Consider the following 19,944-nt stretch of genomic DNA (forward strand, 5'->3'; position numbering starts at 1 on the left):
ATCCTATCTGGGCGATGCGTGATGTGCCCCTTCAGCCGAGTCGGAGCGTTATGAAATGACTGCGCGGATCCTCGTCGTCGACGATATCCCTGCCAATGTGCGGCTGCTGGAAGTGCGGCTGCTGGCCGAATATTTCGAAGTGTTGACCGCCACCAACGGGCCGGATGCGATCGAGACCTGCGAGAACGGCAAGGTCGATGTCGTGCTGCTCGATGTGATGATGCCTGATATGGACGGCTTCGAGGTCTGTCGGCGGCTGAAGAGCGATCCGGCGACATCGCACATTCCGGTGGTGATGATCACCGCGCTGGACCAGGTTTCCGACCGCGTCCGCGGGCTTGAGGCTGGCGCCGACGACTTCCTGACCAAGCCGGTCAACGACCTGCAGCTGATGACGCGCGTCAAGAGCCTGGTTCGGCTGAAGTCGCTGACCGACGAGTTGCGGCTGCGCGCCTCGACGACGCGCAACATCGGCATTGAGGAGTTGCTCAGCCGCAATTTCGCATCCGAGGACACGACGCCGAAAGTGCTTTTGATCGACGAGCGCAAAACATCCGTCGAGCGCATCCAGAAGATGCTGCGTGATCGGGCCGACCTCGATGTCACACATGATCCGCATGCCGGTTTCTTCCAGGCCGCCGAGACATCCTATGAATGCGTGATGATCTCGACCGCGTTCGCCGATTTCGATCCGCTGAGGCTCTGTTCGCAGTTGCGCTCGCTCGATCGCACCCGCTTCGTGCCGATTATCCTGCTGGCGGAGGAGGGCGAGGAGGAACGCATCATTCGCGGCCTGGAACTCGGCATCAACGACTATCTCATGCGGCCGATCGACCAGCAGGAACTGACGGCACGGCTGCGCACGCAGGTGCGCCGTAAGCGCTACAACGACCAGCTACGGGCCAGCGTCACCCAGACAATCGAAATGGCGGTGACCGACGGTCTGACCGGGCTGCACAATCGCCGCTATCTGGACAGCCATCTGCAGACGCTGTTCGATCGCGCCGTGGCACGGCGCCGGCCGCTGTCGGTGATGATCACCGACCTCGATCGCTTCAAGGCGATCAACGACGCGCACGGTCATGATGGCGGCGACGAGGTGCTGCGGGAATTCGCACGGCGGCTGCGCAAGAATGTCAGGGGTATCGACCTTGCCTGCCGCTTTGGCGGCGAGGAGTTCGTCGTGGTGATGCCGGATACCGAGGGCGCGGTGGCCGAGAAGGTGGCCGAGCGCATTCGCGCCGAAATCGCCCAGGCGGCTTTCGCCATCGGCCAGGACGGCAAGGCGATCGAAGTCACGGTCAGCGTCGGCGTGTCGTCGGTGCTGAAGGGCGTGGACACGGTGGCGGCGCTGATGAAGCGTGCCGATCTCGCGCTCTACGAAGCCAAAAGCGGCGGCCGCAATCGGGTCGTCGCCAAGGCGGCGTAGTGATCCAGCCCCGATTATCCAGTCAACCCGACAGGGTTACCCGTTTACCTTAATCCAAGCGATTCGCGAGCCTTGGTTAAGAAACTGTTGATTTTTATAAGCTCTTGCGCGACTGTGCAGGCCAAGACGAAGCCGGCACGAGGATAGACCGCCGGCTCCGGTCCCTGGGAATACCCCATGATGCTCAGGTCCGCCGCATCTCCTGGGTCCGTGGGGTCGGCCGGCCGGCGCTGGCACATAGTGGCCTCCTCGTACCGCTGCCAAACGCCGACCGGCCCCCTTCTTTCCAATGAACATCAGAGCTCCGTGCCAAGGCACGGAAGACTCTGGGTTTTTGCGCCTGAAAATCTGGATATCGTTAGGGGAAATTGCCCCGAGCGCTTGTTCCGCGGCAACCAACAGGGGAAACAATACCGTTCCTTTCCATTTCATACATATGGCGCACAAGGGGCTTGCGGCAAGACCCGGCTCCTCCCGTAAAACCGACCCGAACCAAGGTGCGGAAAACGGGAGTGATGACAATGGTTTCAGATCATGCGGTGGTGATCGCCGGGGGTGGTCCGACGGGATTGATGCTGGCGGGCGAACTGGCGCTAGCAGGCGTCGACGTTGCCATTGTCGAAAGGCGGCCGGATCAGAAACTTGCCGGCCTGCGCGCAGGCGGCCTCCATGCTCGCACCATCGAGGTGCTCGACCAGCGCGGAATTGCCGATCGGTTCCTCTCGCAAGGCCAAGTGAGCCCGTGCCGTAGGTTTTCACATGATCCGCCTGGACATCAGCGATTTCCCAACCCGGCACAATTACCTGTTGGCGCTGCGGCAGAACCACATCGAGCGCATCCTGGCCGACTGGGTCGGCGAGTTGAAGGTGCCGATCTATCGTGAACACGAGGTTGCGGGGTTTATCCAGGACGACAGCGGCGTCAACGTCGAACTGTCCACCGGTCACCGCCTGAGGGCCGCATATCTGGTCGGCTGCGACGGAGGCCGCAGCACCATTCGCAAGGCGGCCGGTATCGAGTTCGCCGGATGGGATCCGATGATGAGCTGGATGATTGCCGAGGTCGAAATGTCGGAAGAACCGCCATGGGGCTTCCGCAGCAATGCCTCCGGAATTCATGCCCTGGGTAAGATCGAGGACGGCAAGAAGGTTGGCGTCGTGCTGACGGAGCCCCGCCTGGAGGCGCGCGGCGAACCGACGCTACGCGAGCTCAGCGAGGCGCTGGCTGCCATCTATGGCACCGATCGGGGTCCACAGCCCGACCTGGCTCTCCCGCTTCACCGACATGACGCGCCAGGCTGCCGCATATCGCGACAGACGCGTGCTGCTGGCCGGCGATGCCGCCCACGTCCATCCGCCGATGGGTGGACAGGGCCTCAACATCGGCGTGCAGGATGCGGTGAACCTTGGATGGAAGCTGGCCCAGGTCATCAAGGGGATATCGCCGGAAAGCCTTCTCGACAGCTATCATGCCGAGCGCCATCCGGTTGCCGCCCGCGTGTTGCGTAACACGATGGCGCAGGTCGCGCTTCGCCGCACGGATGATCGCAGCAAGGCCTTGGCCGACACCGTTGCCGAGTTGCTCGGCATGGATGAACCCCGCAAAAAGATCGCAGCCGAGATGTCCGGCCTGTGTGTCCACTACGACCTCGGCGAGGGGCACCCGCTGCTTGGGCGGCGAATGCCCGATCTCGATCTGACCACCGCCGGCGGACCGTTGCGGGTCTTCACCTTGCTGCACGACGCGCGGCCCGTGCTGCTCAACCTCGGTGAGCCCGGCAGACTGGACATCGCGCCCTGGGCAGAACGGGTCCGGCAGATCGACGCCGGTTACGCCGGTATCTGGGACCTCCCGGCTCTCGGGAGTGTCGTTGCGCCCGACGCGGTCTTGATCCGGCCCGATGGTTATGTGGCTTGGGCCGGGGCGGGAGCCCAACGGGGCCTTGTGGACGCGCTGACCACCTGGTTCGGGCCGCCTGCTGCCGCAGGTTAGCTGACGCGATCGAAGCGATCGCGCGACCGCCTTGAGAATATTGCGTCGCTTCCTCCGACAGTGCTCCTGACAGTTGGTTGACAGGAGTTTTCAACTGTGCAGAATTGGTTGGACCATTGGACCACTCGGAGGAAATGTGGACCAGAACAGCCTGCCACCCATTCAAATCACGGCGCGCGACGACGCCGTGTTGAAGGCGTTGGTGGGATTTGTTCGCGCCGAAGCCCTGCAGCTGGGCGACAGACTCCCAACCGAACGCATTCTCGCCGAGCGGCTGAAGGTCAGCCGCAACACCGTGCGCGAGGCTCTGACACGCTGGGAAGGGCTCGGCCTCGTCGAACGCCGGCAAGGCAGCGGCACCTATCTCAAGGCGGCTGTTGAGCCTTATATGCTGCACATGCCGCTGACACTGGCCGGCGGCAATGCTTTCACCAGCCTGATGCAGACGCTGGAGATCCGCCGCGCGCTGGAGGCGGAGGCAGCAGCCCTTTGCGCCGAACGCGCCAGCCAAGCCGATATTGCCGAGATCGCACGCAAGCTCGACATCATGGAACAGGCGTTCCGCACGCGCGAGGGCATGTCGTCGGAAGAGGATTGGGAGTTCCACCAGGCGATCTACCGGGTCTCGGGCAATCCGCTGTTCGAGCAGATCATCGCCGCCATGCATGAGCTGTTTCACCGCTTCTGGGAGCATCCGCTCGGCGTGCGTGACTTCGGCCACGCCAGCTTTCCCTATCACCGGACCATCTACGAACGCATTGCTGCCCGCGATCCGCAGGGCGCTCGCGCCGAGGCGCTCAAGCTGATCGCCACCGTCGAGGACGACCTCAAGCGCGGCGCGGCCAAACTCAAACTCTCGAGCCAGACATGAACGAGCATCCATCAGGTTTCGATTACGACTATCTCGCCGAAGCGGCGACGCTTTTGGCGCATGACGAACCGTTCCCCGGCGGTGCGGTGGTGCCGCCGATCTACCAGACCTCGCTGTTCACCTTCGCCAACTATGCCGAGATGGCCGAAACCTTTGCCGGCAAACGAAGGCAGCCGATCTATTCGCGCGGCGACAATCCCACGGTGATGGAGTTCGAGGCGCGCGTGGCAGCGCTCGAGGGCGCAGAAGCCGCGCGCGGCTTTTCCAGTGGTATGGCGGCGATCAGCGCCACGGTGCTTGCGTTCGTCGGTGCGGGCGAGCGCATCGTGGCGGTGCGCAATTGCTATGGCGATGCCTACCGTTTGTTCGAGCGGCTGTTGCCGCGCCTCAACATCAAGGTCGACTATGTCGACGGCTCCGACCCGGATGCGGTCGCGGCGGCACTTCCCGGCGCCAAGCTGCTTTATCTGGAAAGCCCGACCTCGATGATGTTCGAGCTGCAGGACATCGCGCATCTGACACGGTTGGCCAAGGAACAGGGCATCGTCACCACGATCGACAATTCCTGGGCGACGCCGGTGTTCCAGAAGCCGATCACGCATGGCGTCGACCTGGTGCTGCATTCGGCCTCGAAATACCTTGGCGGCCACAGCGATACGGTCGCGGGCGTCGTGGCGGGTTCGGCTGCCCACATCAAGCACATCAACGAGCAGACCTATTCCTATCTCGGCGGCAAGCTGTCACCGTTCGAGGCGTGGCTTTTGCTGCGCGGCCTGCGCACGCTGCCGCTGCGCCTGCCGCACCACATGAAGAGCGGCCTGACCATCGCCGAACGGCTGAAGGCGCATGCCGCTGTCGAGCGGGTCAACCATCCCGTCTATTCGAACCACCCAGGCAAGGCGACGCTGGCCGGCTATGCCGGGCTGTTCTCCTTCGAGGTTACGGACGAGATCGACATCCCCGTCTTCGTCGACGCGCTGAAATATTTCCGCATCGGCGTCAGTTGGGGCGGGCATGAAAGCCTGGTCGTGCCGGCCAAGGCGTCGCTGGAGCAGACGCCGGGCCTGAATTCGATGGCGCGCTTCGGCGTCAGCCCCCGAACCATCCGCTTCAATGTCGGATTGGAGAGTGTCGAAGACCTGTGGGCGGATGTCGCCCAAGCCTTCGAAAAAGCCAGAAAATAACAAGCGGGTTCAAAATGGGAGTCTTGAACATGAAAAAACTGACCGTCATGCTTGCCACCGTTGCGGGACTGGCGATTTCCGCCGGAAATGCTGTGGCCGATTCGACCCTGAAAATGGTCGAAGTCATCACCAGCCCGCCACGCACCGAATTCCTGAAGAAGCAGATCGCCGAGTTCGAAACGGCCAATCCAGGCATCAAGGTCGAGCTGATCTCGCTGCCCTGGGGGCAGGCGTTCGAGAAATTCCTGACCATGGTGCAGGCCGGCGATACGCCCGACGTGGTCGAGATGCCGGAGCGCTGGATGGGCCTCTATGCCAACAATGCCCAGCTCGAGGATCTCGGCCCGTATATGGCCAAATGGGATGACGCCAAGACGCTTGGCGACCGCGCCAAACAGTTCGGCTCGACCGTCAACAACACCCAGTTCATGATCCCCTACGGCTACTATGTGAACGCGCTGTTCTGGAACAAGAAACTGTTCAAGGAGGCCGGCCTCGATGGCCCGCCGGCGACGCTTGAAGATTTCGTCGCCGATTCCAAGAAGATTTCCGCGCTCCCGGGCAAGTACGGCTACTGCCTGCGCGGCGGGCCGGGCGCCTTCAATGGCATGCACATGTTCATGAACATCGCCGCCGGCAAGGGCGGTTACTTCAACGAGGACGGCACTTCGACGATCAACGAGGAGGGCTCGGTCAAGGGCCTGCAGATGCTGGCCGACATGTACAAGGACGGACTGGCGCCGAAGGATGCGGTGAGCTGGGGTTTCAACGAAACGGTCACCGGCTTCTATTCCGGCACCTGCGCTATGCTCAACCAGGATCCGGACGCGCTGCTCGGCATCGCCGACAAGATGAGCGCCGACGATTTCGCGGTAGCGCCATTGCCGGTCGGGCCGAGCGGCAAATCCTATCCGACACTCGGCTATGCCGGTTGGGCCATGTTCGCCAACTCGCAGCACAAGGACGACGCCTGGAAGCTGATGGCGACCCTTTTGTCGCCGAAGGACAATCTGGAATGGGCCAAGGAAGTCGGCGTCGTCCCGATCCACAACGGTGCCGACCAGGATCCCCATTTCAAGACCGAGCAGTTCAAGGGCTGGTTCACGGAGCTCAGCGACAGCTCCAAATATGAAATGGTCACCCCGCCGACGCATCTGGAGAACCTCGGCAATTTCGTCGACCAGGTGGCGATCAAGAATTTTCAGGAAGTGCTGCTTGGCCAGAAGACGGCCAAGGACGTCGCCGACCAGTGGGCTGCCTTCCTGACCAAGGAACAGCAGGACTGGCTGGCGAAGAACAAGAAGTAGTTTTTCTTCCCTTCTCCCCGTTTGCGGGGAGAAGGTGTCACGAAGTGACGGATGAGGGGCGGCGCTATGCCTCGATAGGTTCGCGCTGCCCCTCATCTGCCTGCCCGTCTTCCGCAGCAGCTGCGGAGGGTGGACCGGCATCTTCTCCGCGTGAAACGGGGAGAAGGACGCTTGTCATCAGCCCCGACGCCGTTCCAGGAGCGCCCCCGAGCCAATGACCTACGCCGTGTCCGAAATACGATCCGTCGGCAAGCCGCGTCGCAAGCGGCTATCCCATGCCGCTATCGAGCCATGGCTCTATCTCAGCCCGGCGATCATCCTGCTGGTCGTGGTGCTTCTGGTGCCGCTGGTCATCGGCATCAGCTACTCCTTCCGCAAGTTCTCGGCGTTCAAGTCCGAATATGTCGGGCTCGGCCAGTATCAGGCGATGCTGTCGGATCAGGTGCTGGGCCAGGCGCTGGTCAACACGTTGTGGTGGACGGTCGCCAGCCTTTTTTTCCAGTTCTTCCTCGGCCTTGGCCTGGCGCTTCTGCTCGACAAGCCGTTTCGCGGCCGCAAGGCTGTACAAGCCCTGGTGTTCCTGCCCTGGGCGGTGCCGTCCTTCCTGTCGGGCCTGACTTGGGCCTGGCTGTTCAATCCGATCATCGGCCCGCTGCCGCACTGGCTGTTTGCATTGGGGCTGAAGGCCGAGCCGACCAATGTGCTGTCCGATCCGTCAACCGCCATGTGGGGGCCGATCGTCGCCAATATCTGGTTCGGCATTCCGTTCTTCGCCATCACGCTCCTGGCGGCGCTGAAGTCGATCCCGTCGGAACTGCATGAGGCGGCGGCGATCGACGGCGCTTCGCCCTGGCAGCGCTTCACCAAGGTGACGCTGCCGTTTCTGGCGCCGACCATCGCCATCACCGTGATGTTGCGCACCATCTGGATCGCCACCTTCGCCGACCTGATCTTCGTCATGACCGAAGGCGGACCGGCCGGCTCGACCAACACGGTGCCGGTCTACATCTATGTCAGCGCCTTCAAATCGCTGGACAAGGGCTATGCCTCGGCGGTGGCCGTGCTGCTATTGGTCCTGCTCATTGCCTATGCGATTGCGCTGATCGGTATCCGCCGCACCCTGGTGAGGCACGTCTGATGATCGCAGGACGCACAGCCTCGCAGCGCTTCTTCGGCGGCATCGGCCTCTACGCGGCAATCGCGGCTTACGTGCTCTTTGCCTTGTTCCCGATCTACTGGACGCTGAAGATCTCGGTCACGCCGGAGCGGCTGCTTTATTCCGAAGGCATCACCTTCTGGCCGTCGCACATGACGCTGCAGAACTTCGTCACCGTGCTCGAGGCCACCGATTTCCCCCGCTATTTCCTCAACAGCGTCATCGTCTCGGTATCGACGGCGGCACTGGTGACAATCATCGCCACGCTTGCCGGTTATGCCATGTCGCGCTTCACCTTTCGCGGCAAGGCAGCACTGGCGCTGATGTTGCTTTTGACCCAGACCTTTCCGCTGGTGATGGTCATTCCGCCGATCTACCGCGTGATGGGTCAGATCGGACTGATCAACAGCCTGACCGGGCTGATCATCATCTACACCGCCTTCAACACGGCTTTTGCCACCTTCCTCATGCAGTCCTTCTTCGACGGCATTCCCAAGGATCTGGAGGAAGCGGCGATGATCGACGGCTGCACGCGTGCACAGGCGATGCGCAAGGTGATCGTGCCGCTGACGCTGCCGGGCATGGGCGCGACGCTCGGTTTCGTCTTCACCGCCGCCTGGAGCGAGCTTCTGTTCGCGCTAATGCTGATTTCCAGCGACGACCAGAAGACCTTCGCCGTCGGCTTGCTCACCTTCATCGGCAAGTTCGCCGTCGATTGGGGACAGATGATGGCGGCATCGATCCTGGCGTTGATCCCGGTCTGCATCTTCTTCGCCTTCCTGCAACGCTATCTCGTCACCGGCCTGACCGCCGGCGCCGTCAAAGGATAGATCGATGGCCTCTGTTACGCTCGAGAAGGTCCGCAAGGACTATGGCGCCGTCCGCGTCCTGCACGCGGTCGACCTTGAAATCGCCGATGGCGAGTTCGTCGTCCTGGTCGGCCCGTCAGGCTGCGGCAAGTCCACGCTTTTGCGCATGATCGCCGGGTTGGAGGAGGCTTCCGGCGGCGAGATCCGCATTGGCGAGCGGCTGGTCAATGACGTAGCACCCAAGGACCGCGACATCGCAATGGTGTTCCAGTCCTATGCGCTCTATCCGCATATGGACGTGTCGAAGAACATGGGCTTCAGCCTGCTCCTGAAGAAGGCGGAGAAGGCGACGATCGACGCCAGGGTGGACGGCGCCGCCAAGCGGCTCGGGCTCGACACCTTCCTGCAGCGCCTGCCGCGGCAATTGTCCGGCGGCCAGCGCCAGCGCGTCGCCATGGGCCGGGCGATCGTGCGCGACCCCAAGGTCTTCCTGTTCGACGAGCCGCTGTCGAACCTCGACGCCAAGCTGCGCGTCCATATGCGCGCCGAGATCAAGGCGCTGCACCAGCAACTGAAGACGACATCGGTCTATGTCACGCACGACCAGATCGAGGCGATGACCATGGCCGACCGGATCGTCGTCATGCATGACGGGCTGATCCAGCAGGTCGGCGCGCCGCTCGATCTCTACGACCGGCCGGCCAACATGTTCGTTGCGGGTTTCATTGGTTCACCCGGCATGAATTTTCTGCCGGCGACGGTTCGTAAGGGCGCTACGTTGGAGGCCGTACTGGCCGACGGCCAGGCGCTGCGGCTGCCGGAAGGCCTGCCACTGACCCACGGTGACGCCATCACCGTCGGTTTGCGGCCCGAGCATATCAAGCTGGCGGACGAGGGTGCGTTGAAGGGCGAGGTGGGTGTGGTCGAGCCGCTCGGCCTTTCGACGCAGTTCTACGTCAAGCTAGCCAGCCAGCAGCTGTGCGTCTTTGCCATGGGCCGTGCCGGCGTCAAGTCCGGCGACGTGGTGCGGTTGGCGGCCGAACCGGACCAGCTGCATCTGTTCGATGCGAAAAGCGGCGAGCGCATCGGCTGAGGGGACGCAGCCGGGTCGGATGCGGGCAGCCGGATCAGGCGCCGCTATCGGGCGGGACAAACACGGTAACGCTACATTTCAATTGGATAAAATAGCGGAACGTCCAAGAGACATTTCCCGAACCTAACAGGATCGCTCGGACCTTTGCGTCTAGGGCGCAAGACCTTAGTCCCGCCGTCTTCTCAAAAGAACGGAGGTCATTTCGCCGCGAACTAGGCCACCGTCGGAGTTAGTCAACACCGACGGTGGCACCTGCAATATGGGCGAGTGGGTTGTGTGCGGATATGGTGTGATCGCGGAAGGCGATTGTAGACCGCTAACCGCGGGGGCTTCTTTTGGACAGCGGCGAGCTGTCCAACGGGTTTTCAGCCGATTTGGCCGATCGCCGCTCCTTCAGCCACAGGGACTTCTTTCTCCTTGCCAGGTTCTCGTCTCGAACGCTGTCTTCGGCGGTCACTCCGCCATGCATCGCGGCAATCACGTAGTCGGCTCTGTTGGTTCGAAAGTCGCCTTTTTGTACGGACATCGTTTTCTCCCAGTGCGAGGCATTTCCCCCCTTTTTGCCTGACGCTGAAACTAACTACCTATCCGTGGTGCAAGTCTACCAATTGGCGATTGTATTAAAACGATACACTCAGATGGCGCGATCGCACGAGAGGAGCCCATCCTGGCGAGGCTTCTTCATTGACCCTGTTGTGATCCTTGCGGGGGTGCCGCGGCGGGAGGTGTCGGAGCCTGCGGTGCGGGTTCCGTGGAAGGCGTGGCGGGGCTGTCAGGCTGAGGTGCAGGCGGTGCGGCCTCTTCCTCAGTCAGAACCTGGTCAGTCCTGGCCTTGATCTCATCGGCCGTCTGCTGGCTTATCAGCCCGTTGCTGACGGCAAAGCCAGCAGCCAGAGCGACAAGGGCTGCAATGATTGCAGCTTTCAACTTCTTCGACATCCATAGGCGCCTTATTCGTGACACCCAACCCACGGCCAAGGGTGCCGCAACCATGGCTAAGGGTCAATCCTTTGGCTGGAGTCTCTGCTCGGATGCAACGAAATCAACTGTTACAAACGAAAAACGCCGCCCATTGGGCGGCGTTTCGGCATTGCGGCGGGAAACCCGGATTACTTGATCTTGGTTTCCTTGAACTCGACGTGCTTCTTGGCGACCGGGTCGTACTTGCGGAACGACAGCTTGTCGGTCTTGGTGCGGCTGTTCTTGCTGGTCACGTAGAAGAAACCGGTGTCGGCGGTCGACAGAAGCTTGATCTTGATGTTTGCGGCTTTGGCCATGATATCAGTCCGTTTGTTCGTGGGGTTTTGGCCGCTGGAGCACGGGGAAACACCCGGACGCGGGAAACTTGGCGCGACACATAAAGAACGCGCCCGGAAAGTCAAGCCCGGTAGGCCTTGTGCGACCCACCAGAGCCGGCTCGGGAGCGGAAATCATGCGGTTTCCGTAGCCGATGCCGCAACCTTCTTCCAGTCTCCGGTCGTGTTCCACCAGCGATTCGGATTGGCGCGGTCGTCCAGCCCCTTGGAACGGCTGGCGAGAATCGGCTGAATGCGGATCACCGGTTCCTGGTAGGAGTGCGCCTGGAAAATCGCCTCGACGACGCGGGCGGCCAGCGCCTGGTCGTCCGGCAGTTCGAAGGAAACCTCGACCGTGCCGGGGCGCCGCCGCAATTCGGTTTCGGCGCCGGCGGCCGCACCGTCAAGCGGCCTGTAGCGTTCGATGCCGTGCGCCGACTGATAGGCATTGCGGTCATATTTGCCCATGGCCAGCGGCGCGATCGCCACCACGGCATCCATGATGCGGTCGACGTCGGCGGCCGGAGCCTGGAAGGTCACGAGCAGAAGCAGTGTCATTCGTAGCGATGTGGTTTCAAAGCCGCTGTCGATCATGGAAGTGTCCTCAAGTGTTTTGGGACACCTTTTTAGCCCTGTGCTCCTGACACGGTTCTGTCAGCAGCCTGTCACCGTGCCGTGCCAAATGCATGGCAGGCCGCAGTCGCGCTACAGCAGGATCTTGCGAACCAACCTGACGGCGACCAAAGCGATATAGGCGGCGAAGAACAGGCCGAGCGACCAGCCGAAGCCGGACGGGCCGAACGCATCCATGCCGATGCCGATCGCCTGCGGCCCGAGCACCATGCCGACGCCGTAGCACAGCACGAAGGCGGCATTGGCCGACGCCAGTTCATGGCCGGAAAGCTGCGAGCCGAGATGGGCAAGGCCGATCGTGTACATGGCAGCGACGACGCCGCCCCAGACGAACAGAAGCGCGGCCATCAAATGCCAATTCTGGGCGAAGAAGGGCATGAACACGGTGCCGATAAGACCGACCGTCGCGCAGGCAATCAGCAGGTAGCGGCGATCGCTGACGCGGTCGCTGATCATGCCGATCGGGATCTGCAACAACACATTGCCGAGGCCGATCATGGTCAGCAGAAGAGCCGCATCGGCCTCGGAATAGCCGATTCGGCTGCCATAGATCGGGAACAGCGCAAAGCCGCCGGTTTCCACCGCGCCGAACACCAGCACGGCAGCGGTCGCCGACGGCACCAGCCAGATGTAGCGCAGGAAATTGCTGGTTTCGCCATCCGAGGCGATCGACGGGCTCTCGTTGCGTGCTGCCAGCACGGGTATGGCCGCCAGCGTCACCAACGCGATGATGACGCCGAACGGCCTGAAGCCGGAACTGCCGAGATGAGCGAACAGCCACGGTCCGGCGGCAAAGCCGAGCGACAGGACAGTGGCGTAAATGCCAAGGACAAGGCCGCGCCGGTGCGGCGGCGCCGAGGTGCTGATCCAGAATTCAGACAGGATGAACAGCACCGTCAGCGCAATGTGCAGCACGATGCGCAGTGGAAACCACATCCAGAAATCGGGTGCGAAATGGAAGCCGACAAAGGCCAGCGCGCCGGCGGCGATCATGGCGATCATGGTCCAGGCAACGCCGAAGCGCATGGCGAGCGGGGTCGCCAGCGGCGCACCGGCGATCGAGGCGAGGCCGGCGACGGCGGTGTTGAGGCCGATCATCGAAGCCGAGTGGCCGCGTGTTTCAAGGATGACGCTGAGCAGCGGCATGCCGAGGCCGATGGCGATGCCGACGACGCTGATCGACGAGATCGCCGCCACCATCGGCAGCCAGTGTACGCGCTCGTCGCCCTTTGGTTGGGTATCGACCGTCATGGATGCTGAATACTCTGTCTGTTTGATCTTACGCAATTCGGACGGAAAACCGCGTCACACTTTTCTTGGAATTGCTCTAGAGAAGTTCGCGGATGAAGCGGCTGCGGACAAGCCGGTAGAAGGGCACGGGACCGCCTGGACGCAACAGTGGATCATGGGCGAGGCGCTTTTCCAGCTCGTCCAGGATCATTCGGGTGATGTCGGGTATGTCGGCTTCCCTGGCCTTGGCAAGCGGCAGCCAGACCAGCTCTTCCAGTTCGTTGGTCGGACCGCCACCGGGCAGTTCGACCGCGACGTCGTCACGCCAGGCGCTGAAGAAGCGGGTGTCGAAGCGGCGCACCCGGTTGGGCGGCGTGATGGCGCGCGCGACGAAGCGCAGCATGTCGAGAGAGGGTTGCACGCCGTGTTCGGCAAAGCCTTGCCAGTCGGATCTGGGGGTTGCGAAAGCACCCTTGCGGCCGATCAGCAGCCCGGCTTCCTCATAGGTCTCTCGGATGGCCGACAGGGCGATGGCGCGGGCTCGTGCGGCGCTTGTGCGCCCCGGCCCGGCGATCAGCTTGGCTTCCTGCTTCGGGTGCAGGGCGGCGACGACCGGTATGCGGCTATCGGCCGGATCGGTGCGGCCGCCGGGAAAGACGAACTTGCCCGGCATGAAGGCGTGGCCGGCATGGCGGCGACCCATCAGAACCAGTACGTCGTCGTCCTTGCGGTCGAGCAGGATGAGGGTTGCCGCGTCGCGCGGGCGAATTGGCCGGCCGCTATGAGCTGTCATGCTCCGCTCGATCCTGTCGACTTCCGCCTTGGTCATACCGTCCATGCGCAGGACCTAGCGGAAACTTCTGGCAAGCGAAAGTGGCCTTTCACGGTCGGTATGTTGCGCCAGGCAGCATTCTTGGCTGCGGCCTAGGCTCCGGGATGCGGCTCGATCACGTCGTGCTCCCCGCCGAAGCCGTGCATATAGAAGGCCCATTGCAGTCCGATGACGGCACCCTTGACCGGCTGCAGCAGCGCAACCGACAAAAGGATGGTCAGCGGCACCCAGATGGCGATGTGCTGCCATATGGACAAAGTCGACGTCGCCTCAACGCCCATGAAGGCGCCCAGCACGATGTGGCCGACGATGACGATGACGAGGTAGGCCGGCAGGTCGTCGGCCCGGTGGTGATGCAATTCCTCGCCGCAGACGCCGCATGTGTCGACGGTCTTGGTAAAAGCGCGAAACAGCTTGCCTTCGCCGCAATGCGGGCAGCGGCCGAGCAGGCCGCGCTTCATCGCCGTCCACAGCGGGCGTGCGGCCCGGCCCGAGTGATGTTCTCCGCCGAAAACCTGTTCTTCCATGGCTGTTGTCATCATCGTCTCCTGCCGCGCGAACCCGGTCGCGATTGCGACGCGCGGGCGCGGCCCTTGGCCTTGTGAAACGACCTCTTGGAGCCCGGCAGAGGCTTTGGGTCGGTCAACATCTCGAAGCGCATTGCGCCGGCCATCGGCGCCACCTCGATAAGCCGGACCTCGACGCGGTCCGCGAGTTGGTAGCCTTTGCCAGAGCGTTCTCCGAACAGGGAGCGAGCCGTTTCATCGTATATATAGTAATCGCCGCCCAGAGTTGACACCGGGATGAAACCATCCGCGCCGTACTGCGGCAATTGGACAAATAGTCCTGATTTGGTGACGCCGGAGATGCGGGCATCGAAGCGGTCATCGACGCGTTCGGCGAGATAGGCGGCGATCAGACGGTCGACCGTGTCCCGCTCGGCCGCCATTGCGCGGCGTTCCGTGCCGGAGATCAGCACCGCGACATCTTCGAGCCGTGCCGCTTCGTCCTGCGTCAGCCCACCCGGACCCAGTCCGGGTGCGGCAATAAGTCCGCGATGCACGATCAAATCGGCATAGCGGCGGATCGGCGAGGTGAAATGGGCGTAGCGGCGGAGGTTGAGACCGAAATGGCCGATGTTCTTTGGCGAGTATTCGGCCTGGCTCTGCGAGCGCAGCACCACTTCGTTGACAAGGCCTTCATTGTCGGCGCCACGCACGCGCTCCAAAATGCCGTTGAACTGGCTTGGCTGCATCTGCGCGCCGCGCGCCAGTGACAGGCCCAATGTCTGCAGGAACTCGCGCAGCGATTCCTGCTTGGCGAGCGACGGCGCGTCGTGGACGCGATAGACCAGCTCCTGCTTCTTCGCCTCCAGCGTCTCGGCCGCGGCGACATTGGCCTGGATCATGAATTCTTCGATGAGCTTGTGGGCATCGAGCCGCTCCGGCACGATGACGCGGTCGACGGTGCCGTCCGGCTTGAGTACGATCTTGCGCTCCGGCAGATCGAGTTCGAGCGGCTGGCGGCCATCGCGGCCGCGCTTCAGGATCGCATAGGCGTCCCACAGTGGCTTCAGCACGGTTTCGAGGATCGGGCCTGTCTTGTCGTCCGGCGCACCGTCGATCGCCGCCTGAGCCTGTTGGTAGGCGAGCTTTGCCGCCGACTTCATCATGACGCGATGGAAGGTGTGCCTGAGCTTGCGGCCCTCGGCCGAAAAGATCATGCGCACCGCCAATGCCGGCCGGTCCTGGCCCTCGCGCAGCGAGCAGAGATCGTTGGAGATGCGCTCGGGCAGCATCGGCACGACACGATCCGGGAAATAGACCGAGTTGCCGCGCTTCAGCGCTTCGCGGTCGAGTGCAGTGCCATAGCGCACATAGGCGGCGACGTCGGCGATCGCCACGGTGGCAACCACGCCGCCGGGGTTCTTCTCGTCGAGATCCGGCGTGGCGAAGACGGCGTCGTCATGGTCCTTGGCGTCGGCCGGATCGATGGTGACCAGCGGCAGGTCGCGCCAATCCTCGCGATGGTCAAGCGTCGCCGGTTTGACGGCTTCGGATTCTGCGATGACGTCGGCCGGGAAGATATGCGGAATGTCGTGCGCATGGATGGCGATCATAGAGACCGCCTTTTCGCTGGTTAGAGAGCCCAGCACGTTGAGCACCTTGGCTCTCGGCAAGCCGAAACGGGAGGCTCGCGCCGGCTCGACCTCGACCAGGTCGCCATTCTTGGCGCCGTTCTGGAATTCCTTGTCGACGATCAGTTCGGGCTGGCGCCGTTCCACCGGTTCGATGCGGAAGGTGCCGTCCTGCAGGATGCGAAAGATACCGAGCACGGCATCGGTACGTTTTTCGAAAATCTTCACCACCCGCCCGGTGTAGGCGGGGCCGCCCGGGGCGACGTTCGTGTCGTCGGCCGGAAAGGTCTTGGCCAGCACGCGGTCGCCAATGCCGGGCGCCGGTCCACTGCCACTGCGCGACAGGCGGATGGAAACGATGGGCGGCGGCCCATTGGCTGTGTGTTCGGTTGGGCGCGCCAAGAGCACGCCATCGGCATCGCGGTCGAAAATATCGAGGACCGTGACATGGGGCAGGGCACCGACGCGGGCCAGCCCCTTGCGCTCCTTGGTGAGGACGCCTTCGTCCTGCAGGTCGCGCAAAATATCCTTCAGCCAGATGCGGTCGTCGCCGCGCAGCGCGAACGCCTTGGCGATGTCGCGCTTGCCGGCGCGATCGGGATTTTCGGCAATGTAGCGCAGGATTTCGTCACGCGACGGCCGATAGTCGTCCTTGACCTTGGCCCTGGTGTCGGCGGTGCGCGGATCGCCGTGGGTTCTGCCGGTGATCTTGCGCGCCACGCTGTCCTACCCTTTTTTCTTCGCGGCCGGCTTCTTAGCAGCCGGCTTCTTGGCGGCTACTTTCTTGGTTGCCGGAGCTTTGGCCGCGGCCGCCTTGCGGAACGGCTTTTTGCCGCCGCCGCCCTTGGCTTCCTTCTCGGCAATCAGCGCCAGCGCATCCTCCATCGTCACCGACTGGGGATCCTTGCCCTTGGGCAGCGTAGCATTGACCTTGCCGAAATTCACGTAAGGCCCGTATTTGCCGTCGCGCACGACGATCTTGCCGCCGCCATCGGGGTGGTCGCCGAGCTCCTTGAGCGCAGCGGCCGTGCCGCCATTGCGGCCACCCTTGCCCTTCAGCTGCTTCTCGGCGATCACCGACACGGCGCGGTTGAGGCCGATCGAGAACACGTCCTCGATGCTTTCGAGATTGGCATAGGTGCCGTCATGCAGCACGAACGGACCGTAACGGCCGAGCCCGGCCGAGATCATCTTGGCCGTTTCCGGATGCTGGCCGACATCGCGCGGCAGCGACAGCAGCGCCAGCGCCTTTTCGTGGTCGATCGACTCTGCCGTCCAGCCCTTGGGCAGGCTGGAGCGCTTGGCTTCCTTGCCGTCGCCGCGTTGCAGATAGGGGCCGAAGCGGCCGCTGCGCAGCGTGATTTCCTCTGACGTATAGGGGTCCTTGCCGATGACCTTGGTGCCGTCTTCGCCGCCGCCATTCTCGCCATTGGGGTTGGCGGCATCGCCGAGCTGGCGGGTGTAGGAGCATTCGGGATAGTTGGAGCAGCCGACAAAGGCGCCGAACTTGCCGAGCTTCAGCGACAGATTGCCGGTGCCGCATTTCGGGCAGATGCGTGGATTCGAACCGTCTTCGCGCGCGGGGAACACCAGCGGCGCCAGCTCTTCATTGAGCGCATCGAGCACGTCGGTGACGCGCAGTTCCTTGATGTCGGCGACGGCGCCGGAAAAATCCTTCCAGAAATCGCGCAGCACGTCCTTCCAGGCGAGCTTGCCGTCCGAAATCTCGTCGAGCTTTTCCTCGAGGGACGCGGTGAAGTCGTACTCGACATAGCGCTTGAAGAAGCTTTCGAGGAAAGCCGACAGCAGCCGGCCCTTGGCCTGCGGCACCAGCCGGCGCTTGTCGATGGTGACATAGTCGCGGTCCTCGAGCGTCTTCAGGATCGCCGTATAGGTAGAAGGCCGGCCGATGCCGAGCTCTTCCAGCTTCTTGATCAGCGACGCTTCGGAGTAACGCGGCGGCGGCTCGGTGGTGTGCTGGGTGGCGTTGATCGCCTGGCGGGCAAGCTGCTCGCCGGCACGGATCTCGGGCAGGCGACGATTTTCCTCGTCTTCCGCATCGTCGTCCTTCTGGTCGGTGTATGCCGCGATGAAACCGTCGAACCGAACGACCGAACCGATGGCACGCAGCTCCGCGGTGCGCGATCCATTGACCGCCTCGATCTCGGCGGTGGTGCGCTCGATTTCGGCCGGCTGCATCTGGCTGGCGATGGCGCGCTTCCAGATCAGCTCATAGAGCCGCATCTGGTCGGAATCGAGATATTGCCTGACCGATGCCGGGGTGCGCATGAAATCCGTCGGGCGGATCGCTTCGTGCGCTTCCTGGGCGTTCTTGGCTTTGGCCGTATATTGGCGCGGCTTTTCCGGCAGGTATTTTGGACCGAATTCCTTGGCAATGGCATCGCGTGCGGCGTCGATCGCCTCGGGTGCCATCTGTACGCCGTCGGTTCGCATATAGGTGATCAGACCGGTGGTCTCGCCGCCGATCTCCATGCCTTCATAGAGGCGTTGCGCCACCTGCATGGTGCGGCTGGCCGAGAAGCCGAGGCCCGACGAGGCGGCCTGCTGCAGCGTCGAGGTGGTGAAGGGTGGGCCGGGATTGCGCTTGGTCGGCTTGGCTTCCACCGACACCGCCTTGAAGGTTGCGCCTTCGAGCATCGACTTGATGTCGTCGGCCTGCGCCTTGTTGGAAATGTCGAGCTTTTGCAGCTTCTTGCGATCGAAGGCGGTCAGCCGCGCTTCGAAATTCTCGTTGCGCGGCGTGCCCAGCAGTGCAGCGATCTGCCAGTATTCCTCGCGGCTGAAGCGCTCGATCTCGGATTCGCGGTCGCAGACGAGACGCAGCGCAACCGACTGGACGCGTCCGGCCGAACGGGCGCCCGGCAGTTTGCGCCACAGCACCGGCGACAGCGTGAAGCCGACGAGATAATCCAGCGCCCGGCGGGCGAGATAGGCATCGACCAGCGGCGCATCGATCTGGCGCGGATTGGCCATCGCTTCCAGCACCGACGATTTGGTGATGGCGTTGAAGACGACGCGGCTGACCGGCTTGTCCTTCAGCGCGCGCTTCTGCTTCAGCACTTCCAGCACATGCCAGGAAATCGCTTCGCCTTCGCGATCCGGATCGGTGGCGAGGATCAGGCCGTCGGCGTCCTTGACCGCCTTGGCGATGTCGGCGAGGCGCTTGCCAGAGGCGGTGTCGACCGCCCAGGACATGGCGAAATCCTCATCCGGACGCACCGAGCCATCCTTGGCCGGCAAGTCCCTGATATGGCCGAACGAGGCCAGAACCTTGTAGTTCTTGCCGAGGTATTTGTTGATTGTCTTCGCCTTGGCCGGCGATTCGACGACGACGACGTCCATGAGGTCTCATATCAGCTGTGGTGCGGCAGAAGAATTCCGCTGCGCGCGACGAAATCTCGTTCTATTTGTCGCTCACATGGCCGCGCTTTTGCATCCGGTCAAGGGGAAGCGCCCAAATTGCGGGCCGGTCCGCAGCAATACACTCTTAGAGTGTATGGAGAAAATCACAGAATTTGGGAAAGGCAGATGGTGGGTCTGAGTCAGCGGAAACGACCCGATTCATTTTTCCGCCGAGTCGTTGAAATGCTGCCCAAACCAGGACGGGCGACATTATAACGGGCTGTTCGATGCCGGCCGCCGGGTGGCATGGAGATGCCCGGCGACCAGCCCTTGTCCAGCCAGCAGCGGGACTGGCGTGCTTAGTCGGCCTTGACGATATGCCAGACTTCGCCGACGCCGTCGCCGGTCACATCGCCGGGCTTCTTGTCCTTTATGAAGGTGTAGACCGGCTTGCCGTCATAGGCCCACATCTTGGTGCCGTCGGTGCGGTCGACGACGCTCCACTCGTCATCCGCCTTGGCGCCGGCTTCGGCTTTCAGCGGCGGCCAGTTGGTGGCGCATTTGTCGTAGCAGTTGCTCTTGCCCTTCTCGTCCTTGTCATAGGTGTAAAGC

Annotated in this window: 16 protein-coding genes and 1 pseudogene; 8 read left to right on the forward strand and 9 right to left on the reverse strand. The window is 62.7% G+C overall.

What is annotated here, in order from left to right; translation table 11 throughout:
- The first annotated feature begins 55 nt into the window (after window positions 1-55).
- From EN914_RS02830 to EN914_RS02870, 8 genes and pseudogenes are all read left to right on the forward strand, one after another.
- Window positions 56-1,429, forward strand: coding sequence for a PleD family two-component system response regulator (locus EN914_RS02830; RefSeq protein ID WP_024503582.1), 1,374 nt, complete (start codon window positions 56-58; stop codon window positions 1,427-1,429).
- A gap of 521 nt (window positions 1,430-1,950) precedes the next feature.
- A pseudogene (locus tag EN914_RS02840) lies at window positions 1,951-3,422 on the forward strand (FAD-dependent monooxygenase).
- 136 nt (window positions 3,423-3,558) lie between these two features.
- Complete coding sequence (locus EN914_RS02845) at window positions 3,559-4,293, forward strand: FadR/GntR family transcriptional regulator (RefSeq protein ID WP_127388994.1); 735 nt, start codon at window positions 3,559-3,561, stop codon at window positions 4,291-4,293.
- The gene (locus tag EN914_RS02850; protein WP_024503580.1) at window positions 4,290-5,477 is read left to right on the forward strand and encodes a PLP-dependent transferase; all 1,188 of its coding nucleotides are present in this window, start codon (window positions 4,290-4,292) and stop codon (window positions 5,475-5,477) included. Before EN914_RS02845 ends, EN914_RS02850 begins: the two co-directional genes overlap by 4 nt.
- Window positions 5,478-5,506: 29 nt before the next feature.
- Window positions 5,507-6,784, forward strand: coding sequence for a sugar ABC transporter substrate-binding protein (locus EN914_RS02855; RefSeq protein WP_013531926.1), 1,278 nt, complete (start codon window positions 5,507-5,509; stop codon window positions 6,782-6,784).
- Window positions 6,785-6,998: 214 nt separating this feature from the next.
- Entirely contained in the window at window positions 6,999-7,922 is a 924-nt protein-coding gene (locus EN914_RS02860) for a carbohydrate ABC transporter permease (protein ID WP_013531925.1), read from the forward strand.
- Window positions 7,922-8,770 carry a carbohydrate ABC transporter permease gene (locus EN914_RS02865; protein WP_013531924.1) on the forward strand — a complete coding sequence of 283 codons (849 nt, stop codon included), beginning with the start codon at window positions 7,922-7,924 and terminating at the stop codon, window positions 8,768-8,770. The genes EN914_RS02860 and EN914_RS02865 overlap by 1 nt, the downstream gene beginning before the upstream one ends.
- Before the next feature lie 4 nt (window positions 8,771-8,774).
- Window positions 8,775-9,842 carry an ABC transporter ATP-binding protein gene (locus EN914_RS02870; protein WP_024503579.1) on the forward strand — a complete coding sequence of 356 codons (1,068 nt, stop codon included), beginning with the start codon at window positions 8,775-8,777 and terminating at the stop codon, window positions 9,840-9,842.
- Window positions 9,843-10,523: 681 nt separating this feature from the next.
- On the opposite strand, the gene EN914_RS02880 is transcribed toward EN914_RS02870, so the two are convergent.
- From EN914_RS02880 to EN914_RS02920, 9 genes are all read right to left on the reverse strand, one after another.
- Window positions 10,524-10,781, reverse strand: coding sequence for a hypothetical protein (locus EN914_RS02880; protein WP_024503578.1), 258 nt, complete (start codon window positions 10,779-10,781; stop codon window positions 10,524-10,526).
- Between the two features lie 170 nt (window positions 10,782-10,951).
- Window positions 10,952-11,119 (reverse strand): 50S ribosomal protein L33, encoded by a 168-nt coding sequence (gene rpmG, locus EN914_RS02885; protein ID WP_006201775.1) that lies wholly within the window; start codon window positions 11,117-11,119, stop codon window positions 10,952-10,954.
- Window positions 11,120-11,272: 153 nt separating this feature from the next.
- A complete protein-coding gene (locus EN914_RS02890) occupies window positions 11,273-11,731 on the reverse strand; it encodes a hypothetical protein (protein ID WP_024503577.1) in 459 nt (152 codons plus the stop codon).
- Between the two features lie 111 nt (window positions 11,732-11,842).
- Window positions 11,843-13,021, reverse strand: coding sequence for an MFS transporter (locus EN914_RS02895; RefSeq protein ID WP_024503576.1), 1,179 nt, complete (start codon window positions 13,019-13,021; stop codon window positions 11,843-11,845).
- Window positions 13,022-13,097: 76 nt separating this feature from the next.
- Window positions 13,098-13,838 carry an NUDIX domain-containing protein gene (locus tag EN914_RS02900; protein ID WP_024503575.1) on the reverse strand — a complete coding sequence of 247 codons (741 nt, stop codon included), beginning with the start codon at window positions 13,836-13,838 and terminating at the stop codon, window positions 13,098-13,100.
- 86 nt (window positions 13,839-13,924) lie between these two features.
- Entirely contained in the window at window positions 13,925-14,359 is a 435-nt protein-coding gene (locus EN914_RS02905) for a DUF983 domain-containing protein (protein ID WP_024503574.1), read from the reverse strand.
- An 11-nt stretch (window positions 14,360-14,370) separates the two neighbouring features.
- A complete protein-coding gene (rnr, locus tag EN914_RS02910) occupies window positions 14,371-16,689 on the reverse strand; it encodes a ribonuclease R (RefSeq protein ID WP_024503573.1) in 2,319 nt (772 codons plus the stop codon).
- Window positions 16,690-16,695: 6 nt separating this feature from the next.
- Window positions 16,696-19,332, reverse strand: a complete 2,637-nt coding sequence (topA, locus tag EN914_RS02915) for a type I DNA topoisomerase (protein WP_024503572.1) — start codon at window positions 19,330-19,332, stop codon at window positions 16,696-16,698.
- A gap of 359 nt (window positions 19,333-19,691) precedes the next feature.
- Window positions 19,692-19,944 (reverse strand): hypothetical protein (locus tag EN914_RS02920; RefSeq protein ID WP_127388995.1); only part of this gene is annotated, 253 nt, incomplete at its 5' end.

Origin of the sequence: Mesorhizobium sp. M7A.F.Ca.CA.001.08.2.1 (assembly GCF_003998455.1) — a bacterium.
GTDB lineage: Bacteria > Pseudomonadota > Alphaproteobacteria > Rhizobiales > Rhizobiaceae > Mesorhizobium > Mesorhizobium ciceri.